Origin of the sequence: Streptomyces atratus, from assembly GCF_900119365.1 — a bacterium.
GTDB classification, from domain to species: domain Bacteria; phylum Actinomycetota; class Actinomycetes; order Streptomycetales; family Streptomycetaceae; genus Streptomyces; species Streptomyces atratus_B.
In genome coordinates this window covers 49,977-71,301 of sequence record NZ_FPJO01000025.1, presented here as the reverse complement: position 1 = coordinate 71,301, position 21,325 = coordinate 49,977, and the positions used below count along the sequence as shown (strand labels likewise).

Sequence of the window (21,325 nt, the reverse complement as noted above, 5' to 3'; positions counted from 1 at the left end):
GCTCTGCCACGTCCGTTGCGCCGGTTCCCGTGACGTGCACCACACGGGCTGTCCCGGGTCCGTGACCTCGCATCCGATGTGACGCGGCTCACGGGAACTCCGTCCCCCGGCGGCGCAGTGCAGGTCATGAACAATTCTTCCCTGCCCCGCCGCAGCGTGCTGCGGACCATGGCTCTCGCCGTGGCCGTGGTCGGCAGCGCGACCCCCGCACTGGACACCGCCGCTTTCGCCGCGGAGCCGCAGACGTACGCCCTCACGATCAAGCACCTCGACCGCACCGGCCGGCCGACGGGGTCGTACGAGACCACCGTCACGGGGATCTCCGGTGCGGGTGCCGACGAGGCCGTCCAGCCGTACGACGCCTCCGGCACGGTCACCGTGCGCCTGCCCAGGGGCCGTTATCTGCTGAACAGTTCGCTGACCTCCGGCGACGGTGCGGGCGGAACGGACTGGATCGTGCAGCCGCGCCTGGACCTGGACCGCGACACCACCGTCACCGTCGACGCGCGGACCACGGCCCCCGTCGACGTACGGCCGCTCGACTCCTCGGCCCGCTTCCTGCACAGCGCGATGGTCGTCGAGGTCAGGCACCAGGGCACCGAACGGCTCGTCAACCTGATCTCCTCCACGGCGAATCTGCGCGTCGCCCACCTGGGCCCCGCCGCCGAGGCCGGTTCGGTGAGCCAGTGGTTCGACGCGTACTGGACGTCCGCGAGCGCCGACTACGCGCTCGGCTACGTCTTCACCGGCACCCGCGCCCTCACCGGGCTCACCCGGCACCCTTCTGCCAAGGACCTCGCCACCGTGAAGGTCCTCGGCGCGGCCCGGCCGGGCACCGCGGGGACCGGCTCCGTCGGCCTGCAGCCGAGTACCGGACTGACCGTCGGGGTCTCCCAGGCCCTGGCCACTCCCGGCACCGCCACCTACCTCGTGACCCCTGAACGCGGCGCCTGGGACATCACCTACATGGCTCCCCGCGCGCCCGGCACGGCGGCGAACCGCTACTCCGCCGAGGGCGTCGTCGTGCGGGCCGGAAGCACCACCACCCACGTCTTCGACAACGCCGTCTTCGGCCCCGGCCTCACCGACCGCCCCGGCGTCGTGCGCGACGGCGACAAACTGACCCTCGACGTACCGCTGCTCATGGATGGCGGCGGCCATGTGCCGTCGTCTCCGCCGTACGCCTCTGCCTCGACCACGCTGCACCGCAACGGCGTGCTCGTGGGTACGCAGGCCGACGCGCCCGGGCGGGCCGAGTTCACCGTGCCGCCGGGGCAGGCGACGTACCGGCTCACCAGCACGGTGAAGCGCACCGGTGCGCCCGGCACCGCCACCCGTGTGACCACGTCGTGGACCTTCGCCTCGGCTACGACCGCCGGTCCGGCACCGGTCCCGGTGAGTGCCGTTCGGTTCTCCCCCGCGCTCAGCCCCACCGGCACCGCCCCGGCGGGCACGGCGCTCCGTGTCCCGGTCGCCGTGCAGGGGGCCGCCGCGAACGGAAACGTCCGCTCGCTGGCCGTCTCGGTCTCCATGGACGGCGGCTCCTCGTGGACCCGGGTGCCGGTCGAGCGCGACGCCGTCACCATCCACAACCCGGGCACGGGCACCGGCGTCTCGCTGCGCGCGGAACTGACCGACACCGGCGGGCGCACCCTCACCCAGACCGTCGTCGACGCGTACCGCACGGAGTGATTCCACCACCCGGGGATCTTGACTGAGGCCCGTCAAGGGCTGACCATCGCCGGGCCGGACAGTTTCTCCGGCCACACCCACTGGGACCTCAACCTGTCCGACCGGGTGGTGCGCCGGGTCGTCCCGGGCACCGGCAACCTCGAAGGGTTCACCGTGGTGAACACCTCGGCCGCCCAGGTGCGCTGGATGGACGACGGCAAGGGCGGCGAGGTCTCCCTCGGCGGTGCCTTCGACCAGGGGCTCCAGGTCGAGGTCGGTCCCCACTCCGTCGTCATCGAGGCCCGTGACTTCACCACTGGCACCTGGCTGAAGCAGCTGACGGTTCCGCTGCACACCAGCGCCTGATCCGGGCATCGGGGCCTGACGCACCGTTGGGCGGATGCCGGGCCGACGACCGGCCCGGCATCCGCCCGGGTGCCCGAACCCGGTGCTCAGTCCGGCAGCCACGCCCGCCAGACGGACTCGTTCTTCCTCACCCACCGTTCCGCCGCTTCCTCGGGCGACAGTTTCCGGTCCGCGATCAGCAGCGCCACCTCGTTCTGTGCCTGTGTCGTCCAGCGGAACTTCTTCAGGAACTCGGCGGCACTGCCGCCCCCGTCCGCGAACCGGGCATTGAGGAACTTCCGCAGCGGAGTGTGCGGGTACGCGCACGCCACCTTCTCCGGGTCGGCGTCGCAGCCCTCCTTGTACGCGGGCAGCTCCACCTCCGTCATCGGGACCTGCTCGAACAGCCACTGCGGCTTGTACCAGTAGGTGAGGAACGGCTTCTTCTCCTTGGCGAACTGCTTGATCTGCGTGATCTGCGCCGCCTCGGAGCCGGAGAACACCACCTGGTAGTCCAGGTCCAGATTCCTCACCAGCGCCTTGTCGTGGGTGACGTACGAGGGCGAGCCGTCCAGGAGCTGGCCCTTGCCGCCGCTCTCCGCGGTGCGGAGCCGGCCGGCGTACTTGTCGAGGTTCTTCCAGTCCGTCACGTCCGGGTTGGCGTCGGCGAAGTACTTCGGTACGAACCAGCCGATGTGGCCGGTCACTCCGAGTTCGCCGCCCGGCGCGATGGTCTTCTTGTCCGCGACGTACCGCTGCTCCTGCTCCGGGTGGCCCCAGTCCTCCAGGATCGCGTCGACGCGGCCCTGGCTCAGCGCGTCCCAGGCCGGGACCTCGTCGATCTGGACGGTGTCGACGCGGTATCCCAACTCGTGCTTGAGCAGGTATCCGGCGACGGCCGTGTTGGCCTGCGCGCCCACCCACGACTGGACGGAGAGGGTCACGGTCCTGGTGCCGTGCGCGTCGGCGTACGGGGACGACTGCCTGGTCATGTCCGCCGCGCCGCAGCCCGTCAGGGCCAGCAGCCCGAAAGCGGTGGCGGCGGCGATGGTGCGTCTACGCATTCCGGCTCTCCTTCCCGGCAGGCTGTGTGACCCGGTCCAGCATCAGCCCGAGGCACACGATGGCCGCGCCCGCGACGAGACCGGCCGCCAGGTCGCCCTGGGCCAGCCCGAACACCACCTCGTAGCCGAGCGCACCGCCACCGACCAGGCCGCCGATGATGACGACGGCGAGGACGAGGACCACGCCCTGATTGACGGCCAGCAGCAACGCTGGCCGGGCGAGGGGGAGTTGGACCTGGCGCAGCTGCTGCCAGCCCGTCGCTCCGAGCGAGCGGGACGACTCCATCGCGACCGGGTCCACGGCGCGCATGCCCTGTGTGGTGATGCGGACGACGGCGGGCAGTGCGTACACCACGGCCGCGGCGGTGGCGGGTGCCCGGCCGACGCCGAACAGCGCGACCACCGGGATGAGGTACACGAACTGCGGCATCGTCTGGAAGACATCGAGCACGGGCCGCAACAGCCGCTCCAGGCGGGGGCTGCGGGCCGCGGCGACACCGGTGGCGACACCGGCGAGGAGTGTGACGGCGACCGCGGCCAGCACCTGCGAGAGGGTGTCCAGCGCCGGTTCCCACACCCCGAGCACCCCGATCGCGGTCATCGCGAGCACGGCGGTCAGCGCGGTGCGCCAGGTGCCGATGAGCTGGGCGACGACCCCCACCAGGAGCAGTACGGCCCACCACGGCAGCCACTGCAGGCCGTCGCGCACCGGGTCGAGGACCCCATGGGTGAAGCGGGCGGCCCAGTCGGCGGTGCCGCCGATCACGGGGATCCCTGAGTACAGATGCGCGGTCATCCAGTCGACGGCGCGGTTGACCGAACCCGCGATGTCCACCGTCCAGTCGTCCGGCCACGACAGCCGGCCGGTGAAACGGCCGACGAGCGCGACGGCGACCGTACCGGCCGCGGCGACGGCCCAGCCCAGGCCGGTCCCCCGGGCGGGCGCGGCACCGATCCGCTCCCCCGCCGCGCCGGTGACACGGTCGAGCACGACGGCGAGCAGGACGACCGGCACACCGGCGGCGAGCGCCGCGCCCACATCGACGGAGGCGAGGGCCTGGTACACCCGGTCGCCGAGACCGCCCGCGCCGATCACGGACGCGATCACGGCCATCGAGAGCGCCATCATGATCGACTGGTTGACGCCGAGCAGCAGTTCCTTGCGTGCCAGCGGGAGCCGGGCGGTCAGCAGCCGCTGCCGGCCGGTCGCGCCGAGCGAGGCGGCGGCCTCCATCACCCCGGCGTCCGCGCCGCGCAGGCCGAGCGCGGTCAGCCGGGCCATGGGCGGGGCCGCGTAGACGACGGTGGCGAGGACCGCGGCCGGCACGCCGATGCCGAAGACCAGCACGACCGGGAGCAGATACGCGAACGCGGGCAGCACCTGCATGGTGTCGAGCACCGGTCGCAGTGCCCGGTGCACACGGTCGAAGAGTCCCGCGGCGAGCCCGAGCACTGCTCCGAGCAGCACGGACGCGGCGACGGCGACGACCATCAACGCGAGGGTCTGCATGGTGGGGACCCACATGCCGAGCAGCCCGCACACGGCGAACGCGGCGACGGCGGTGAGCGCCGGGCGGAGGCCCGCCAGGCGCCAGGCGACGAGGCCGGCGGCGGCCGTGACCCCGGCCCAGCCGGCGGCGAGGAGCACCAGATAGACGGCACGCACGGACAGCACGACGGCGTTGCTGATGTGGCCGAAGAAGTACAGGAAGAGCGGGTGGCTGTCCCGGTTGTCGATGATCCAGTCACTGGCGTCGCCGAGCGGTCCGGACAGGTCGACGGCGAGGCGTGCGGGCCAACTGCCGCCGCCCAGGAGTACGGCGCCGAGGAGGAGCGCGACGAGGGCGGCGCCCCCGATGAGTGCGCTGCGGTGCCGGGCGACGACACCGGTCAGCGCCGCGCCGGCTCCGGCGGCAGGAGTGGCGGTGGTGCTCATCGGGTCCGCCTCCCCGTCGTGTCCGCCGTACGGGCAAGCACGCTCGTCCGCGCGGGGCGCGGGCCCGGCGGGCCCCAGGTGGTGTGCGCGGACATCAGGCCGCCTCCTTCTTCGGGGCGAGCCCCGCGACCACGCCGAGCAGGTCCGCGTGGCCGACCACGCCCAGGCAGCGGCCGTCCTCGACGACACGGGCGGTCCCGCCGCTGCGGACGACGGCCTCGATGGCCTCGTGGACCGTCGCGTCGGGGGCCAGCTCCGGGCCGTTGTCCGTCTCGGCGGGGCCGGCCGGGCGCATCGCCGACCGCACGGTCATGACCTGTTCGCGCGGCACGTCGCGGACGAAGTCGCGTACGTAGTCGTCCGCGGGGGCGCCCACGATCTCCTCGGGTGTGCCGAGCTGCACGATCCGGCCGTCCCGCATCAGCGCGATCCGGTCGCCGAGTTTCAGCGCCTCGCCGAGGTCGTGCGTGATGAAGACCATCGTGCGGCCCTCCTCTCCGTGCAGCCGTACGATCTCCTCCTGCATGTCGCGCCTGATCAGTGGGTCCAGTGCGCTGAACGGCTCGTCGAACAGCAGCACTTCGGGGTCCACGGCCAGGGCTCGGGCCAGCCCGACCCGTTGTTGCTGGCCGCCGGAGAGCTGGGCGGGGCGGCGGTGTTCCATGCCTTCGAGGCCGACCTTGCTCACGAACTCCGCTGCCCGTTGCCGCCGTTCGACGCGCGCGACTCCCTGGATCTCCAGCCCGTACGCGACGTTGTCCAGGACCGACCGGTGCGGCAGCAGCCCGAAGTGCTGGAAGACCATCGCGGCGCGGTGGCGGCGCAGTCGGCGCAGCCGGGACGCGTCCATCGACAGCACGTCCTCGCCGTCGATGGCGATCGAGCCGGCGGTCGGCTCGATCAGCCGGGTCAGGCAGCGCACCAGCGTCGACTTGCCGGAGCCGGACAGGCCCATGACAACGAAGACCTCGCCCTTGCGGACGTCGAACGACACATCGCGCACGGCGGCGGTGCAGCCGGTGCGTTCACGCAGGGCGGCCGGGCCGAGTGCGGCGAGGTCCGGATCCGCCGGCACGCGGTCGGACTTCGGGCCGAAGACCTTCCACAGCTCGCGTACGGAGAACACGGGCGGCCCGGAGGGAACAGGCGGCTCGGAAAGGACCGGTGGCTCGGTGTTCATCAGGCGTTGCCTCCCAGCAGGTCCGCGCACTTCTCCCCGATCATCAGCACGCCGATCATCGGGTTGACGGTCGTCATCGTCGGGAAGACGGAGGCGTCGGCGATCCGGATGCCGTCCAGGCCGCGGATCCTCAGATCGGGTGACACCACGGCCAGTTCGTCGTCCGCAGCACCCATCCGGCAGGTCCCGGCCGGGTGGTAGACGGTGTGCGCGACCTTGCGCGCGTACTCGCCGAGCTCCTCGTCGGAGGTGAGCCCGGGCCCCGGGCAGACCTCGCGCCTGAGCCAGCCGGCGAGCGGTTCCTGCGCCGCGATGCGACGGGCGATGCGAATGCCGTCGACGAGGGTGCGGCCGTCGTAGTCGTCCTCGTCGGTGAAGTACCGGAAGTCGAGGGCGGGCTTGACCTCGGGGTCGGCGCTGGTCAGATACAGCCGCCCGCGACTGCGCGGCTTGGGGATGTTGGGGGTCATCGACACTCCGTGCGGCGGCCGCCGGTAGCCCAGCCGTTCGGGGTTGTCGGTGAACGGGATCTGGTAGAAGTGGAACATCAGGTCCGGCCCGTCGGCCTCCGGGTCCCTGCGTACGAACAGACCCGCGTCGCTGTCCATCGCGGAGTTCTCCGGTATCGGCCCGTCGGTCTCCCAGACGATGACCGACTCGGGGTGGTCGAGGAGGTTCTCGCCGACGCCCGGCAGGTCGTGCACGACGGGGATGCCCAGCCTCTCCAGGTCGGCGCGGGGCCCGATGCCGGAGTGCAGCAGCAGCCGGGGCGTGTCCACGGCGCCCGCGCACACCAGCACCTCGCGCCCGGCCCGTACGAGGTGCTCCGCGCCGTCCTTGGTGCGCACCCGCACACCGGTGGCCCTGGTCCCCTCCAGCTCAAGGCAGAACGCCCAGGTCTCCAGGGCGATATGAAGGTTGGGACGGTCCAGGAACGGGTGCAGATACGCCACGGAGGCCGAGGAGCGCTTGTTGTTCTCCGGGTGGTAGGCGAGGTCGAAGAAGCCGACGCCCTCGTGGAACGGCTCCTTGTTGAAACCCTCGACGCGCGGTACGTCCAGTGCGGCCTGTGCGGCGTCGACGAAGTCGCGGGCGATGGCGTTCCGGTCGGCCTCGTCGACGGGGACGATGTTGTTTCGGAGCCTGGCGAAGTACGGGTCCATCGACGCCGCGTCCCAGCCCTCGGCGCCCGCGTCGGCCCACTCGTCCCAGTCGGCAGGCAGGGGCTTGAAGGCGATGAGGGTGTTGTGGGACGAGCAGCCGCCGAGCACCCGGGCGCGGCTGTGGCGGATGTGCGAATTGCCGCGGGGCTGCTCGGTCGTCGGGTAGTCGTAGTCCAGTTCACCGCCGAGGAGGCCCATCCAGCGGCGCAGGGTGAGGACGTCGTCCCGCCCGACGTCGGTGGGGCCGCCCTCGATGACGGCGACGGTGGTGTCCGGGTTCTCGGTGAGCCGGGAGGCGATCACCGATCCGGCGGTGCCGCCGCCGATGACGACGTAGTCGTAGACGTGGTTCTCGTTCATGTGCTCGTTTCCCTCTGCTCCGTTGGGCGCGGTTGCTTCGGTTGCGTGCGTTGCTTCGGTTGCGCGCGTTGCGCCGGTTGTCTGCGTTGCGTCCGTCGCGTCACGTGCGACATGTGCGTGGCGTCCGACGCCTGCGCCTCAGCCCGCGAACCAGCGCACGGGGCGCGGAGCGAGGTTCTGGTAGATGTGCTTGGCCTCGCGGTACTCGGCGAGTCCGGTCGGGCCCAGTTCGCGGCCGATGCCGGACTTCCCGAAGCCACCCCATTCGGCCTGCGGGAGGTAGGGATGGAAGTCGTTGATCCAGACGGTGCCGTGGCGCAGCCGGCCCGCGACGCGCCGGGCGCGGCCCGCGTCGGCGGTCCACACGGCGCCCGCGAGCCCGTACTCGGTGTCGTTGGCGAGGGTGACGGCCTCGTCCTCGGTGCGGAAGGTCTCGACGGTCAGTACGGGGCCGAAGACCTCCTCGCGGACGACGCGCATCCGGCGGTCGCACCGGTCGAGGACGGTGGGGCGGTAGAAGTAGCCTGGGCCGTCGGGCCGTTCGCCGCCGGCCCGGAGCACGGCTCCCTCCGCGAGGGCGGATGCGACGAAGTCCTCGGTCTTCGCGAGCTGTTGCGCGGAGACGAGCGGCCCGCACTCGACGCCCGGGTCGGTGCCGCGGCCGAGGCGGATCTTCCCGGCGCGGCGGGCGAGTTCGGCGACGAAGCGCTCTCGCAGCGGCTCCTCGACGATGAGGCGGGATCCGGCCGAGCAGACCTGGCCGCTGTGGATGAAGGCGGCGTTGAGCGCCTGGTCGACGGCGGTGTCGAAGCCCTCGTCGGTGGCGCAGGCGTCGGCGAAGACGACGTTGGGGTTCTTGCCGCCGAGTTCGAGGGCGACCTTCTTGACGGTTTCGGCGGCGGCACGGGCCACCTTCGTGCCACTGGCCAGACCGCCGGTGAACGACACGAGGTCGACGTCCGGGTGTTCGGCGAGACGGGCGCCGACGGTGTCACCGGCGCCGGTGACGATATTGGCGACGCCCTGGGGCAGTCCGGCCTCCATGAGGAGCCCTATCAGCGCGACGGTGGTGAGCGGGGTGATCTCACTGGGCTTGACCACGAAGGTGTTCCCGGCGGCGAGCGCCGGGGCGATCTTCCAACTGGCCTGAAGCAGTGGGTAGTTCCAGGGGGTGATGAGCGCACACACGCCCACGGGCTCGTGGACGACGACGCTGTGGATCTCGTCGGACCCGGCGTCGACGACGCGTCCGCCGCTCTCGTTCATGACGAGGTCGGCGAAGTAGACGAAGGCGTCGCGCACACAGTCCACGTCGACGCGCCCCTCTTCGAGGGTCTTGCCCGCGTCCCGGCTCTCCAGGGCGCCGATCCTCTCCCGGTCCCGCTCCAGCAGTGCCGCGACGCGGCGCAGCAGGGCGGCCCGCCCGGCAACGGGCGTACGCGGCCAGGTACCTTCGTCGAAGGCGGCCCGCGCCGCGGCGACGGCGTCATCGGTGTCGGTGACGCCGCCCTCGGACACAACGGCGAAGACGTCTGCGTCGACGGGGTCGATGATTTCGCGCGTGGCACCGGAGACGGCCGAACGCCACTCTCCGCCCACGTGAATGGTCTGTTGTGGTGCCGACACGTCGTGTTTGGCCCTTCGGTTCCGGTTTGCTCTGCGCGCCGGTAACACCCCGGCGAGCTGGCCGCCTGCCCCGGGTCCGAAGAACCATGCCCTGATCACGACGGAAAGTGACCCGCCTCACCTCGCACCCGGGTCCTGGCCCGTCGCGCAGTTCGGGTGCGCGCAGCCGCAGGTGAGCCGCGCGATCGGCACCGGGGGCGGTCCTCGGCCGCCCCCGGGAACCGGCCGGCTCGGCTCCGCCGTTCCCCCGGAGTTGCGCGGTGGGCCATGGACGCCGCCATCGCGACGACTGCCGCTGTGGCCTGGCCGACTCCGAGCGCTGCCAGGTGCCGAGGCACGCCGGAAAGGTCCTGCTGCCACGATGGACAGGATCACTGCGCCGAACCGACATCCGTTGGGCTTTCCACCGTGGACAGATTCGTCCTGAAGGACACGGACTTCGCCGTCGACCGATCGGAGTCATCGGTTCAGGTGGCACCGGACGGCACGGTGACGATCGAGCTGTGGGGAGCCGCCGAGGCCCTCGACGCGCAGTGTGACACGAGCCCGTTCGCCTGCGCGATCCATCCGTCCCGGCTCTGCCTCACGGCGGTTCCCGTCACCTGGACCGGTGACGTGGCCACCGTGAGGTTCGACGACAGCATGGCCGACCTGTACGACATCGGGCTCTACCTCCATGAGCACGGCGACATCGTCGGCGAACTGACCCTCGACCCGGCCCGCACTCTGCGCATCAGGGGTTCGGCGCAGGTCAACGGACGCGCGGAATCAATGGATGTGCAGGTGGGCCTCCCCATGCCTCCCGAGTAGAGGGAGGCCCGGGGGCCGCCGCTCCGCCGACCGCCCCAGGCCGACAGGGCCTAGCGTCGCGGGTCCGAGGCAACGGCGGCGGAGTCGACCGCGGCGAGCCAGGCGTCGGCGATGATCCGGTGGCCGAGGGGGGTCGGATGAACCCCGTCCCGGGCCAGCTCCGCGGCTTCCTTCGTCTCCGCGGCGTGGCGCAGCGCGAGGTCCGCGCGGACCACCGTGGCTCCGTTGGCCGCCGCGGCGCGAAGGACGGCGTCGGTACGGGGCGTCAGGTCTTCGAACCAGCTTTCCTGGTCCGGGGTGACCGGGAGCAGGAAGGGGGTGATGACGACCAGTTGTGCGGACAGCTTCCGCACGGTGTCCGCGAGGAGTCCGTCGAGGCACGCCTCGAACTCGCCGATGGGACTGGCGAGTTGGCTGTCGTAGAGCCGCCAGGTGTCGTTGATGCCGATCTTGACCGTGACCACGTCGGGCCGGTGGTCGATGACGTCGGTGGCCCAGCGGGCTTCGAGGTCGTACACGCGATTGCCGCTGATGCCCCGGTTGAGGACAGCGGGGACGGGGCCGTCGCCCGCCCTGGCGCGCAGGGTCCGGGCGATCTCGTTGACATAGCCGCCACCGAGCGATGCGGAGTCACCGCGGTCGCGGCCCGCGTCGGTGATGGAGTCACCGACGAAGAGGAGTGTGTCGGTTTCCTTGATGTGCATGTGTGCCGTCCTGATATCGGGTGTCGGTAGGGGCGCCGCTCAGCGGTGAGCCGCGACGCGCCGCAGCGTATCGGCCTCGCGCGAGAGCACGTCCGGGTCGTCGCCGGGCACGAACTCCAGAAGCGCCTCCATGGGGACACGCCGTTCGTTCAGCAGGCCGAAGACCCCGGCCCACAGGCCCTCGCGGTCTGCCAGCCGAAGTCGGTGGTTGCCCGGCCACCAGGAGAAGACGTGCACCGCGCTGACCCGGTCGACGAGCGCGGCGAGGCCCGCCAGTGCCTCCTCGTCGGGAACGTCCTGCGGCGGCTGCCAGTAGGTACGGAGGTTGTCCGAGCCCACCTCGTCCAGCAGCCGGACGGTGGATTCGACGGTGTCGGTGAGGGTCTTCGAGTGGAACTCCAGCGCGAGCTCCAGCCCGTGGTCCGCGGCGGTCCGAGCCGCTTCCCGCAGGCGGGCGACGGTCCCGCTCCGCTCCTCGGGTGTGGCGTCCCGCGAGCCGGCCCCGCCCGCCCAGACCCGCACCCGCGGAGCCCCGAGGAGCACCGCGGCGCGGGCTGTCGCGGGAAACTCGGCCGCCTCGTCCTGTGTGGCGCGGAAGTAGGAGCCGTACGAGCAGCAGGTGAGCCCGTATCCGTCCGAGGCCTCGCGGGCCGCGCGGACGGCGTCGGGGTCCTCCGGGGGCGCGTGCACGTCCGCTCCCCACTCGATCACTTCCAGGCCCGCGTCGGCGGCGCGGCGTGCGAGTTCGGGCGCGGGCAGCCGCCGGAAGGTGACCGAGCACAGCCCCGGCCTGATCACGGGCGTACCCGGCCCGGTCGGTGGACCGCCCGGAACGCCGTCCGCCATGCCGGACCCCCGCTCCTCGTGGCCGTGGCTCCCCCTGCCTGTCACAACGCTTCCTTCCTTCGGCCGTCTCGCGGCGTCTCCTCCCCCGCCCTTGCCGGGCGGTTCCGGTCCGCCCGCCCGGGCGGGCGGACCGGATCACCGGTGAGTTCTCACGATGCGTTCGGACCCACGTCCGCGGTCGTGAGGGGGTGACGGAGCGCGGCCGCGGTCGAGTACTCGTCGGCGCCGATGTCCCGCGTGGTGCCCCGCGAGTCGCCGTCGATGTCGTCGGCCACGGCCGGGCTCGCCAGCGTGGCGGCGCCGATCGCCGGGCTGCCCGCCGACAGCCGGGCCACGCCGTCCTGGCCCGTCGCCAGCTTCGGGTCGACGCGGGTGTAACCCCCGGACGGGATGTTGCCGTTGGCCGCCGCACCCCACAACATGTTGGTCTGCCAGGTGAAGTTGGTGGTCGTCCCCATCGCGACGAGGCTGCCGGAGTCGCCGGCCAGCAGGTTGTCGGCGATGACCACGTCCCGGGGCTCGTACGTCCGGGTCTCGCCCGAGAGTGTGCTGGAGTTGCCGATCAGGGTGTTGTGCACGATCACCGCGCGGTCGCAGGCGTCGTTGCCGCGCCGCTCGTCCTGCGTCTCGCCCGAGTTGTGGTCGCGGGTGGTGCCGCTGCCGACGACCAGGGCCCGGCCCGACAGCCCGCTGAGGTAGTTGTTGACGATCAGGTGGTCGTTCCCGTACAGCCGCACACCCTCGCTGCCACCGATCAGGTAATTGCCCTCCACCCTGGAGCGGTTGCCGTGGCGGAGCACGATTCCGCCGCGGCTGTCGCGGATGGTGTTGTAACGGATGGTGTTGTCGGAGGACTTGACCGAGATGGCCTCGGGGTCACCATTGGCACGCTCGAACAGGTTGTACTCCACGACCGCGTGGGCGCCGGACAACGCCCGACCGCTGACGCCGAGGCGGATCGACTCGCCGCCGTTGTCCCCGGAGAAACTGTGGTCGGAGAAGTGGTTCCTGAAGATGTGGATGTTCTGGGCCATGGCGGTCGAGCCCGGGCCGTCGACGACGAGGAAGATGCCTGCGGTGGTCTTGTCGTGGAAGTGGTTCCGGTCGATCTTCGTGTCGTTCGCCCGTACGACGAGCCAGTACGGGTCGCCGGAGTCCGCGTGCTGGAAGTCGTTGCGGGTCAGCCGGATCGACGAGCAGTCCGCCGGGATCTCCATCGTGGTGCTCTGCCGGAAGGCGAAGCCGCTGACGGTGACGTTGCTCGAATTGGCGAAGACGAAGCTGCGTTCGCCGCGCAGCACCGCGCCGCCGCGGCTCTTCGAGACGATGGTGATCTGCGCGGCGCTGGTGCCGTTCTTGCCGGAGACATTGATCGCGCCGCCCGCCGGAACGGTGTAGGTGCCGTCGGCCACGACGATCCGGTCGCCGGGTGCGGCGCCGTTGATCGCGCTCTGGAGTTCGGCCAGGGAGCCGACCGTTGTGTCGGCCGCCGAGGCGTCGGCCGACATCGAGGTGCTGAGGGGCACGGCGGCGAGTGCTGCCACCGCGGTGCCCCTGAGGAACGTGCGTCGTTGCATGATGCCTCCTGTGGCGACAAGTACGTGACGGGCCGGTCCGTACAGCCCCCGCGCTGGACGTTGCCGGCCGACCGGTGGTGGTGGGGACAGCCGGTGGCGGACCGGACCGGCCGTCCCGCTCGGGCGGGTGATCAGCGGGCGTGCGGACCGACGTCGGCCGGGGTCAGTGGCCGGTGCCTGGGTGCCCGCTTCGCGTACTCGTCCGCGCCCACGTCCCGGTGCCGGCCGCGCGGGTCGCCGTCGATGTCGTGGGTGACCGGTGACCGCCTGAGTGTGGCCGCGCCGATCGCCGGGCTGTCCGCGGCCAGCCGGGCCACGCCGTCCGGGCCCGTCACCAGCTTCGGGTCGACGCGGGTGTAGCCACCGGCGGGGATGTTGCCGTCGGCGGCGGCACCCCACAGGATGTTGCCGGACCAGGTGAACCGTACGGTGTTCGCCATCGCGACCAGCTCGCCCGAGTCCCCGACGAGCAGATTGTCCGCGACGGTCACATCGCGCGGCTCGTGGGGGCGCTGACTCTCGCCGGAGAGTGTGCCCTTGTTGTTCACCAGGGTGTTGTACGCGATGAGGACCCGGTCGGGTGCGTCGTTGCCGCGGCGCGCGTCGGGCGTCTCGCCGGGCAGGTGGTCGCGCTCCGAACCGCTGCCGATCACCAGGGCCCGCCCGGACAGACCGGCGAGATGGTTGTTGACGATCACATGGTCATTGCCGTAGATCCGCACCCCTTCCGTGCCGGCGACGAGGTGGTTGGCCTCCACCCGGTTGCGGTTGCCGTGCCGCAGGACGATCCCGCCGAGGCTGTCGCGGATGGTGTTGTGCCGGATGACGTTGTCCGAGCTCTTGACGGAAATGGCCTCCGGGTCGCCGTTGGCGCGCTCGAACAGGTTGTACTCCACGACCGCGTGGGCGCTGGACAGCGCCCGGGGGCTGACGCCGAGCCGGATCGGCTCTCCGCCGTTGGACCCGGCGAAGGTGTGGTCGGAGAAGTAGTTCCTGAACACATGGACGCGCTGTGCCATCTCCTCCGTACCCGCGCCCTCGATGCCGAGGTAGATGCCGAGCGTGGACTTGCCGTGGAAGTGGTTGTGGTCGACCTCGCTGTCGTCCGCACGCACCATCACCCAGTGCAGGCCCTCGATGTCGGCGAGCTGGAAGTCGTTGCGGGTCAGCCTGATGTGCGAGCAGTTCGGTGGGATGTCCAGGGTGCTGCTCTGGCGGAAGGAGAAGCCACTGATGGTGATGTGGCTGGACGTGTCGAGGACGAAGCTCTGTTCGCCGTCGAGGACGACGCCGCCGCGGGACCGGGCGACGACGGTGATGGGCGCGCGCTCGGTGCCCTGCTTGTTCCGGATGGTGAGGGGGCGGCCCGACGGGACGGTGTATCTGCCATCGGCCACGACGATGCGGTCACCCGGTCGTGCCCGGTCGATCGCGGCCTGGAGCTCCTCCAGCGAACCGACGGTGGCCGGGGCCGGGGCCGCCGTCGCGCTCGCGGTCAGGAGACCGCCGGTGGGGACGACGGTCAGCGCCGCCCCTGCCGCGGTGGCCATGAGGAACGTGCGGCGTTGCATGATGCCTCCGTGAGTGTGGTGGTGGATCGGGAGCCGGGCCCGTCCCGGCGGTCGGCCGCATCGGCCGACCGCCGGTGAGTGGTCGGTGGGCTCAGCCGTCGGCCGGGTCGGCCGGAGTGTCCAGGAACAGCTCGATGACAGGCACGGCGGTGTCGGGGCGCTGGACGGGGATCTCCAGCGTGAGCGTTCCGACGGGCTGCCCGCCCATTTCGGTGTTGAGCGCGGCCCGGTCCGGGTCGATGTGGACCTGGGTGATCTCGGAGGCGTCGTTCAGCAACTGGGCGTAGCGCACCCGGCCGGCGAGTCCCGGCAGGTGCAGATGGCGCAGCGGCCAGGCGAACAGGTGGACGTAGAGCCGGTCGCCGCGCTGGGTGTAGCGGCATTCGGCGGGTGCGGTGTACGGGGACGGGCCGCAGCCGCGGACCGACCGCTCGTGCAGGTCCATCCACCGGCCGATCTCCCCGAGGACGGCGACGGCACGCGGTTCGAGGTCTCCGCGGCCGGTCGGGCCGACGTTGAGCAGCAGGTTGCCGCCCTTGGAGACCCCGTCGACCAGCATGCGGATCAGCAGGTCGGCGCTCTTGTGGTCCAGGTTGTCGCGGTCGTAGCCCCAGCTCCCGTTGAGCGTCTGGCATGCCTCCCACAGCACGGGGCGGCCGTCCTTGGTCATGGGGCCCGAGGGCTGGTATTGCTCGGGGGTGATGAAGTCGCCGGGCAGGCCGGTCCGGTCGTTGACGAGGATGTGCGGCTGGAGTTCGCGGACCATCGACAGCAGCTTCGGGGAGTCCCAGTCGTCCGCTCCCTTGCCGCCCCACCAGATCCGGCCCGCGTACGAGAAGTCGAAGAACAGGTAGTCCACGCGGCCGAAGGACGTCAGCAGCTCGCGGACCTGGCCGTGCAGGTAGCGCTGGTACTCGCGGATGTCCCGGCCGGCGGCCGCGGCCTTGAACTCCTCGTCGTCGCGCTGCGGATGGGTTCCGTCCACCGGAAACGACGGGTGGTGCCAGTCGATGAGGGAGTAGTAGAGGCCGACCTTGAGCCCTTCGGCGCGGCACGCCTCGACGAACGGTCCGACGAGGTCGCGGCCGTGCGGGGTGTTGGTGACCTTGTATTCGGTGAGGGCGCTGTCCCACAGGCAGAAGCCGTCGTGGTGCTTGGTGGTCAGGACGACGTACCGCATGCCCGCCGCCCTCGCGGCCCTGGCCCACCGGACCGGGTCGTAGCGGTCGGGGTCGAAGTGGTCGAAATAGACCTGGTACTGCTCGTCGGTCAGCTTCTCGCGGTTCTTGACCCACTCGTGCCGTGCGGGGAGCGAGTACAGGCCCCAGTGGACGAACATGCCGAACCGGTCGGTGGTGAACCAGGTCGTGTCCGGGGCGGGCGCGGGAGCCGGGGTCTCGGCGCTCGGGGTCATGGGGGCATCGTTCCTTGTCGTCGGCGTCCGGTGGCGTGTTCGGTGCGCCGCCGGAGGGCTGGTGGTACGGGGGTTCGTGTGCGGACGGCCTGCCGGTCAGCCCTTCAGGGCGCCGGAGGACAGACCGTGCACGAAGGAACGCTGGAAGAACAGGAAGACGATCACGGAGGGGAGCAGCGCCAGCAGGGAGGCGGCCATCACCACTCCGGGAGTGACGGCGGGGTCGATCCGCAGGGTCCGCAGCGCCAGCGGGAGCGTGTACGAGGAGGAGTCGGTGGAGACCAGGAGGGGCAGCAGGTACTGGTCCCAGATCATGGTGAAGCCGAAGACTCCGATGACCCCGAGTGCGGGCTTGCACATCGGCAGGATGATCTGGGCGAAGATGCGCAGGTCACCGGCGCCGTCGATGCGGGCGGCCTCTTCGAGTTCCCGGGGCACGTCCTTCATGAACTCGGTCATCACGAGGATGGAGAATCCCCAGGCACCCAGCGGGACGATCATTCCGGCCAGGGTGCCGATGAGGTTGAAGTGGACGACCGGCAGGTCGGAGAGGATCACGGACAGCGGGAGGGCCAGGATCTCCTCGGGCAGCATCAGCGTCGCCAGGATGGCGACGAGCACCAGCGTCATCCCCGGGAAGACCTTCCTGGCCAGGGCGTATCCGGCCAGTACGGAGACGGCCACCTGGAGCAGCAGGCCGAAGCCGACCACGAAGAAGGAGTTCAGCAGGTACGCGAGCACGCCCTGGTCGAAGGCGATCCGGAAGTTGTCCAGGGTGGCGCCCGAGGGGATGACGCTCAGCTGTGTCGGGTCCTTGACCTGGCTGAAGGCGCTGACCAGCAGGGCCAGCAGGGGCCCTGCGAAGACGATCAGGACCAGCAGGTAGGTGACGGCCTTCAGGATCCGCCCGCCCGGACTCCTGCTCTCCGTCAGGCCCAGCGCGGTCTCGGTCGGCGCGTTCATTTGCTCTCTCTCCGTCGCAGCAGGTGGACGACGACTGTCAGGATCAGCGTCGCGATGAACAGCAGGACGGCTCCCGCCGCGCCGACGCCGAGTCTGTTCTGCTCCAGCCCGAGCTTGTAGATCAGAGTCATCACGACCTCGGTGGAGCCGTCGGGCCCACCGTTGGTGAGCAGGAAAACCTCGGTGAACACGCGCAGTCCGCGGATCGCGGCGAGGATGAACAGGATCGAGAACACCGACCGCAGTCCGGGCACCGTCACATGCCAGACCCGTTGCAGTCTGGAGGCGCCGTCGACCTTCGCGGCCTCGTACAGACCGCGGTCCACGCTGGTGAGGCCGGCGAGGAAGATCATCATGTCGTAGGGGGCGCCCCGCCAGATGCCGGTGAGCATGATGGAGGCCATCGATGTGTCGGGGTCGTTGATGAATCCCGAGGGGCCCAGTCCCACCAGACCGAGGATGGAGTTGAGCATGCCGTCCGACGTCGGGTGGTACATGATCCGCCACAGTTCGGCGACGACCGCGATCGGCACCACGACCGGCAGGAACGCCGCGGAGCGCACGAATCCCAGCCGGCGCCCCTGGCCCTCCATCAGCAGCGCGAGTACGAGGCCGAGGGCCATCGAGCCGGCCGTCTGCCCGGCGGCGAGGACCACGGTGTGCCAGGCGGCCTCGCGGAAGCCGTCGGACTGGAGGACCGTGGAGTAGTTCTCGGTGCCGACCCACTTGTTGCCGAGGTAGGGCTGGACGTCCTGGAAGGACATGGTCAGCGCGCTGACCATGGGGATGAACTTGAAGTACAGGAAGAGGAGCAGTGCCGGGGCGAGGAACAGCCACGGCGTCCACCACCGGCCCGCCCGGCGGTCGTGCCCCCGGCGGCCGGCGGCCCCGCCGGCCGCGCGGCCCGATTTCCGGGTGGCGGGCCCGGCCGCCGGGGGGGCGGCCGGATCCGCCTGGTCAAGACTCATGACGCGGCGATTCCCTGTTCCTTGAGGATGTCGGCGAGCTGCTTGTCGAGCTCCTTCAGCTTGGTCCCGGTGTCCAGACCGCAGTCGGCCATCAGCGCGTTGACGCTCTCGGCGGTCGTCTGCCGCACCGGGGTCCAGTTCGGAATGGACGGCGCGTACCGGCCGGATTCCTGGTAGATCTCGGCGTAGGTCTTCCAGCGGGGGTCGGGGCGGACCTTGGAGATGTCCACCGTCTTGTTGACGGGCAGCTGCACGGTGAAGCCGGTGTCGCCCGCCATGCCGGTCTTCTGGCCCTCGGCGGAGATGGCGAAGTCGGCGAAGGCGTCCTGGCCCACCATGTTCTCGGAGCCGGCCATCAGGTAGACGGACCCGCCCTCGGCGAGCACGGTGGCGTCCGTCGGCCCCTTGGGCATCGGCACCACCTCGTACTTGTCCTTGCCGAGGGTCTCGTCGAAGCGGGGCAGCAGGTACGGTCCGACGACGAACATGCCGGTCCGGCCGGCCTCGAAGGTCTCGTTGGTGGGCGGGGTCTCCATGGTGACGGCGCCCGGCTGGATGACCTTGGACTTGCAGCCGAGGTCGCGGAACCACTGCACGGCCCGGACCGATTCCTCCGTGGTCATCGCGGGCTTGTACTTGCCGTCCCCGGTCTCGGTGATGAAGTCTCCGCCCGCGGCCCAGAGGAAGTTGGAGAAGTACCAGGAGGCGTATCCGCGCTTGGTGGACAGCGGGGCGGCGAGGCCGTACGTGTTCTTCTTTCCGTCGCCGTCGGGGTCCTTGGTGGTGAACGCCTCGGCCATCGCGGCGAAGTCGTCCCAGCTCCTGGGGACTTCGAGCTTCAGCTTCTCCCGCCAGTCCTTGCGGATGAGCAGCGCGGACGCCTGTGCCGAGTACGGCAGGCCGAACTGCTTCCCGTCCACGCTCTTGCCGGAGTCCAGCCCCTGGCCGACCGCCTGCTTGCTGTTCTTGATCTTGTCCAGGTCGATCTCGCGCAGCAGGCCCTGGCTGTGCATGGCACCGAGCTGCGTCACATCGTTCATGACGATGTCAGGCAGGTTCTTCTGCGCGGCGCGCTGCTGCAGCTTGGTCTCGAAGTCGTCGAAGATCGCAGTGACCTTGACCTTGTAACCCGTGGCCTTCTCGAAGGCGGCAGCGAGTTTGATCGCTCCCTGCTCTCCCGGTCCGCCCGGTGTCGTCCGGGTCCACAGTTCGAGCGGTGCCTTCGAGTTCTGCTTGGCATCCACTCCCGCAGGCCCCGATGTACAGCTGGTGAGGACCAGTGCGGAAGCGAGAACACCCGCACCGATCCACCGCGATCTCTGCATGACAACTCCTGTTTTCGCCGCATCACAGCTGGCCTGGAAAGCGCTTGCTGGGACGCTAGCTGTGCCCGAATCCTTCGGTCAATAGTCCGATGAATGCAAAAGTCTCGCACCGACCCACAAGAGCCTTGCCGGGCACATCCCCGCGCTCGACCCCCACCACCCGACACCTCCACAGCAGGACCGAACACCATCGACCACACTGCGAAAGCACCTGGTGTACCGGTAGTTTGGACGTCCAGGGAGAAGACTGGCCGCCCGCACGCCGAGCACATCCGAATGCGACAGCGGCCGGGACAGCAAGCACCGGATGACCGAGCTTCACCCGAGGCCCTTTCAATCATCCGATGTATCGTGCTGCAAGCACGCTGGCCAAGGCAACGAACAAGCAGCGCCAATCTTCAACATCCGGTCAGACATTTCCCCACGCGCCCGATCAGGGCTCACGGGTCGATTCGCTGATGGTCTGTCAGCGAGGAGCTGAGGAGCGTTACGTCATGAACGAGCCGGCACGCAGGCCGACAGCCCTGTTGGTCATGGAGGAAGAACGCAGGGCGGACGTCTACCCCCCTGAGGTCCTGACCGAAGTCGAACGTCTCGTACACCTGCAGGGCCCTCCCCTCACGCGGGAGCAACTCGACGCGGATCCCGATGTGTTGCGGCAGGTGGATGTCCTGCTCACGGGCTGGGGTGCGCCCGTACTCGATGCCGCCCTCCTCTCGCACGCCCCTCGGTTGCGGGCGGTCCTCGTCGCCGCGGGTTCCGTGCGGCACCTGACCACACCCGCGTTCTGGGCGCGTGGCATCCCGATCGTCTCCGCCGCCCCGGCCAACGCGATCCCGGTGGCGGAGTTCACCCTCGCCCAGGTCCTCCTCGGGCTGAAGCAGGTCCACCGCATCACCCGGGAGGTGGCGAACAGTCGTCGCTTCCCCCACAACCCCCAGGTGCCGGGGGCCTACCGGTCACGCGTGGGCCTGCTGGGGCTCGGGCACATCGGCCGTCTCGTCGCGTCCCACCTCGGCCGTTTCGACATCGAGGTCCTCGCCACGGATCCCCTCGCCTCCCCGGACACCGCCCGGCGGACGGGCGTCCGGCTCGTCGGTATCGAGGAACTGTTCGCCACCAGCCAGGTCGTCAGTCTCCACGCCCCCCTCCTGCCCGAGACCCGCGGCACGATCGGGGCACGGCTGCTGAACTCCCTGGGGCCGGGCGCGACGCTGATCAACACCGCGCGTGGCGCGCTCGTCGACGAGACCGCCGCGGCGGAGGTCCTGCGCGCCAGACCCGACCTCACCGCCGTACTCGATGTCACGCACCCGGAGCCTCCCGCCCATGACTCGCCACTCTTCACCCTTCCCAACGTGGTCCTGACACCCCACCTCGGCGGTGCCCTCGGGGCCGAACGTCATCGTCTCGGAGAGCTTGTGCTCGACGAACTCCGACGCTTTATACATGACCAGCCTCTCCAGTACGCCATAGACCCCGCCCGCGCGGCATCGCTGGCCTGAGGCCGCGGAGGCCGTCGCCGCAGGTGCGGCCCCGGTGCGGCGGGGCCGCACGCGCGACGTCAGCGAAACGTCAGCGAAACGTGCGTGGAACGTCAGCGCGGGACGGGAGAGTTCGGGGCCGGTCGAGCCATCGGCTCCGGCTCATGACGGCGCGCCCGGGTTCGCCTGTCGGTGTGTTCACGTGCCGGTGTTTTCGTACGTCGGTGTGTTCACGCGTCCCGGCGGGTCGGCCGTCGGCACAACGCCGAAGGAGTCGGTCATCGACCTCAGGAATTCGCGATCGGCACCGACCGGGCG

The 21,325-nt window shown here is 70.5% G+C and carries 17 protein-coding genes; 4 read left to right on the top strand and 13 right to left on the bottom strand.

The features are described 5' to 3' along the window. The first annotated feature begins 126 nt into the window (after window positions 1–126). Complete coding sequence (locus BT364_RS30715; protein ID WP_072488532.1) at window positions 127–1,692, top strand: serine protease; 1,566 nt, start codon at window positions 127–129, stop codon at window positions 1,690–1,692. Between the two features lie 18 nt (window positions 1,693–1,710). Continuing rightward, a complete protein-coding gene (locus tag BT364_RS30710; protein ID WP_371268666.1) occupies window positions 1,711–2,037 on the top strand; it encodes a DUF4073 domain-containing protein in 327 nt (108 codons plus the stop codon). Between the two features lie 86 nt (window positions 2,038–2,123). Here BT364_RS30710 and BT364_RS30705 read toward each other — a convergent pair whose 3' ends face one another. From BT364_RS30705 to BT364_RS30685, 5 genes are all read right to left on the bottom strand, one after another. Then, window positions 2,124–3,080 (bottom strand): ABC transporter substrate-binding protein, encoded by a 957-nt coding sequence (locus BT364_RS30705; RefSeq protein WP_072488505.1) that lies wholly within the window; start codon window positions 3,078–3,080, stop codon window positions 2,124–2,126. Next, window positions 3,073–5,016 carry an ABC transporter permease gene (locus BT364_RS30700; protein ID WP_072488504.1) on the bottom strand — a complete coding sequence of 648 codons (1,944 nt, stop codon included), beginning with the start codon at window positions 5,014–5,016 and terminating at the stop codon, window positions 3,073–3,075. The genes BT364_RS30705 and BT364_RS30700 overlap by 8 nt, the downstream gene beginning before the upstream one ends. A 94-nt stretch (window positions 5,017–5,110) precedes the next feature. Then, window positions 5,111–6,196, bottom strand: a complete 1,086-nt coding sequence (locus BT364_RS30695; RefSeq protein WP_072488503.1) for a quaternary amine ABC transporter ATP-binding protein — start codon at window positions 6,194–6,196, stop codon at window positions 5,111–5,113. Further along, window positions 6,196–7,719 carry a GMC family oxidoreductase gene (locus BT364_RS30690; protein ID WP_072488502.1) on the bottom strand — a complete coding sequence of 508 codons (1,524 nt, stop codon included), beginning with the start codon at window positions 7,717–7,719 and terminating at the stop codon, window positions 6,196–6,198. The genes BT364_RS30695 and BT364_RS30690 overlap by 1 nt, the downstream gene beginning before the upstream one ends. Before the next feature lie 138 nt (window positions 7,720–7,857). Then, entirely contained in the window at window positions 7,858–9,345 is a 1,488-nt protein-coding gene (locus tag BT364_RS30685) for an aldehyde dehydrogenase family protein (RefSeq protein WP_072488501.1), read from the bottom strand. Window positions 9,346–9,753: 408 nt separating this feature from the next. On the opposite strand from BT364_RS30685, the gene BT364_RS30680 reads away from it, so the two are divergent. Further along, complete coding sequence (locus BT364_RS30680) at window positions 9,754–10,155, top strand: hypothetical protein (protein ID WP_072488500.1); 402 nt, start codon at window positions 9,754–9,756, stop codon at window positions 10,153–10,155. Between the two features lie 50 nt (window positions 10,156–10,205). Here BT364_RS30680 and BT364_RS30675 read toward each other — a convergent pair whose 3' ends face one another. The 8 genes from BT364_RS30675 to BT364_RS30640 form a co-directional block, all read right to left on the bottom strand. Next, window positions 10,206–10,859 (bottom strand): SGNH/GDSL hydrolase family protein, encoded by a 654-nt coding sequence (locus BT364_RS30675; RefSeq protein ID WP_072488499.1) that lies wholly within the window; start codon window positions 10,857–10,859, stop codon window positions 10,206–10,208. 39 nt (window positions 10,860–10,898) lie between these two features. Next, window positions 10,899–11,750, bottom strand: a complete 852-nt coding sequence (locus BT364_RS30670) for a sugar phosphate isomerase/epimerase family protein (RefSeq protein ID WP_256260286.1) — start codon at window positions 11,748–11,750, stop codon at window positions 10,899–10,901. Window positions 11,751–11,854: 104 nt separating this feature from the next. Continuing rightward, on the bottom strand, window positions 11,855–13,282 hold the full coding sequence (locus BT364_RS30665; protein WP_072488498.1) for a polysaccharide lyase 6 family protein: 1,428 nt from the start codon (window positions 13,280–13,282) through the stop codon (window positions 11,855–11,857). A gap of 131 nt (window positions 13,283–13,413) precedes the next feature. Beyond that, window positions 13,414–14,853 (bottom strand): polysaccharide lyase 6 family protein, encoded by a 1,440-nt coding sequence (locus BT364_RS30660; RefSeq protein WP_072488497.1) that lies wholly within the window; start codon window positions 14,851–14,853, stop codon window positions 13,414–13,416. A 91-nt stretch (window positions 14,854–14,944) separates the two neighbouring features. Then, window positions 14,945–16,267, bottom strand: a complete 1,323-nt coding sequence (locus BT364_RS30655) for an alpha-L-fucosidase (RefSeq protein WP_072488496.1) — start codon at window positions 16,265–16,267, stop codon at window positions 14,945–14,947. 96 nt (window positions 16,268–16,363) lie between these two features. Then, complete coding sequence (locus BT364_RS30650; RefSeq protein ID WP_072488495.1) at window positions 16,364–17,230, bottom strand: carbohydrate ABC transporter permease; 867 nt, start codon at window positions 17,228–17,230, stop codon at window positions 16,364–16,366. Then, window positions 17,227–18,198, bottom strand: a complete 972-nt coding sequence (locus BT364_RS30645) for a carbohydrate ABC transporter permease (protein ID WP_072488494.1) — start codon at window positions 18,196–18,198, stop codon at window positions 17,227–17,229. The genes BT364_RS30650 and BT364_RS30645 overlap by 4 nt, the downstream gene beginning before the upstream one ends. Further along, window positions 18,195–19,523, bottom strand: a complete 1,329-nt coding sequence (locus BT364_RS30640) for a sugar ABC transporter substrate-binding protein (RefSeq protein ID WP_072488493.1) — start codon at window positions 19,521–19,523, stop codon at window positions 18,195–18,197. The genes BT364_RS30645 and BT364_RS30640 overlap by 4 nt, the downstream gene beginning before the upstream one ends. 494 nt (window positions 19,524–20,017) lie before the next feature. Here BT364_RS30640 and BT364_RS30635 point away from each other — a divergent pair, with 494 nt between their 5' ends. Then, entirely contained in the window at window positions 20,018–21,028 is a 1,011-nt protein-coding gene (locus BT364_RS30635; RefSeq protein ID WP_072488492.1) for a hydroxyacid dehydrogenase, read from the top strand. Window positions 21,029–21,325: the final 297 nt, after the last annotated feature.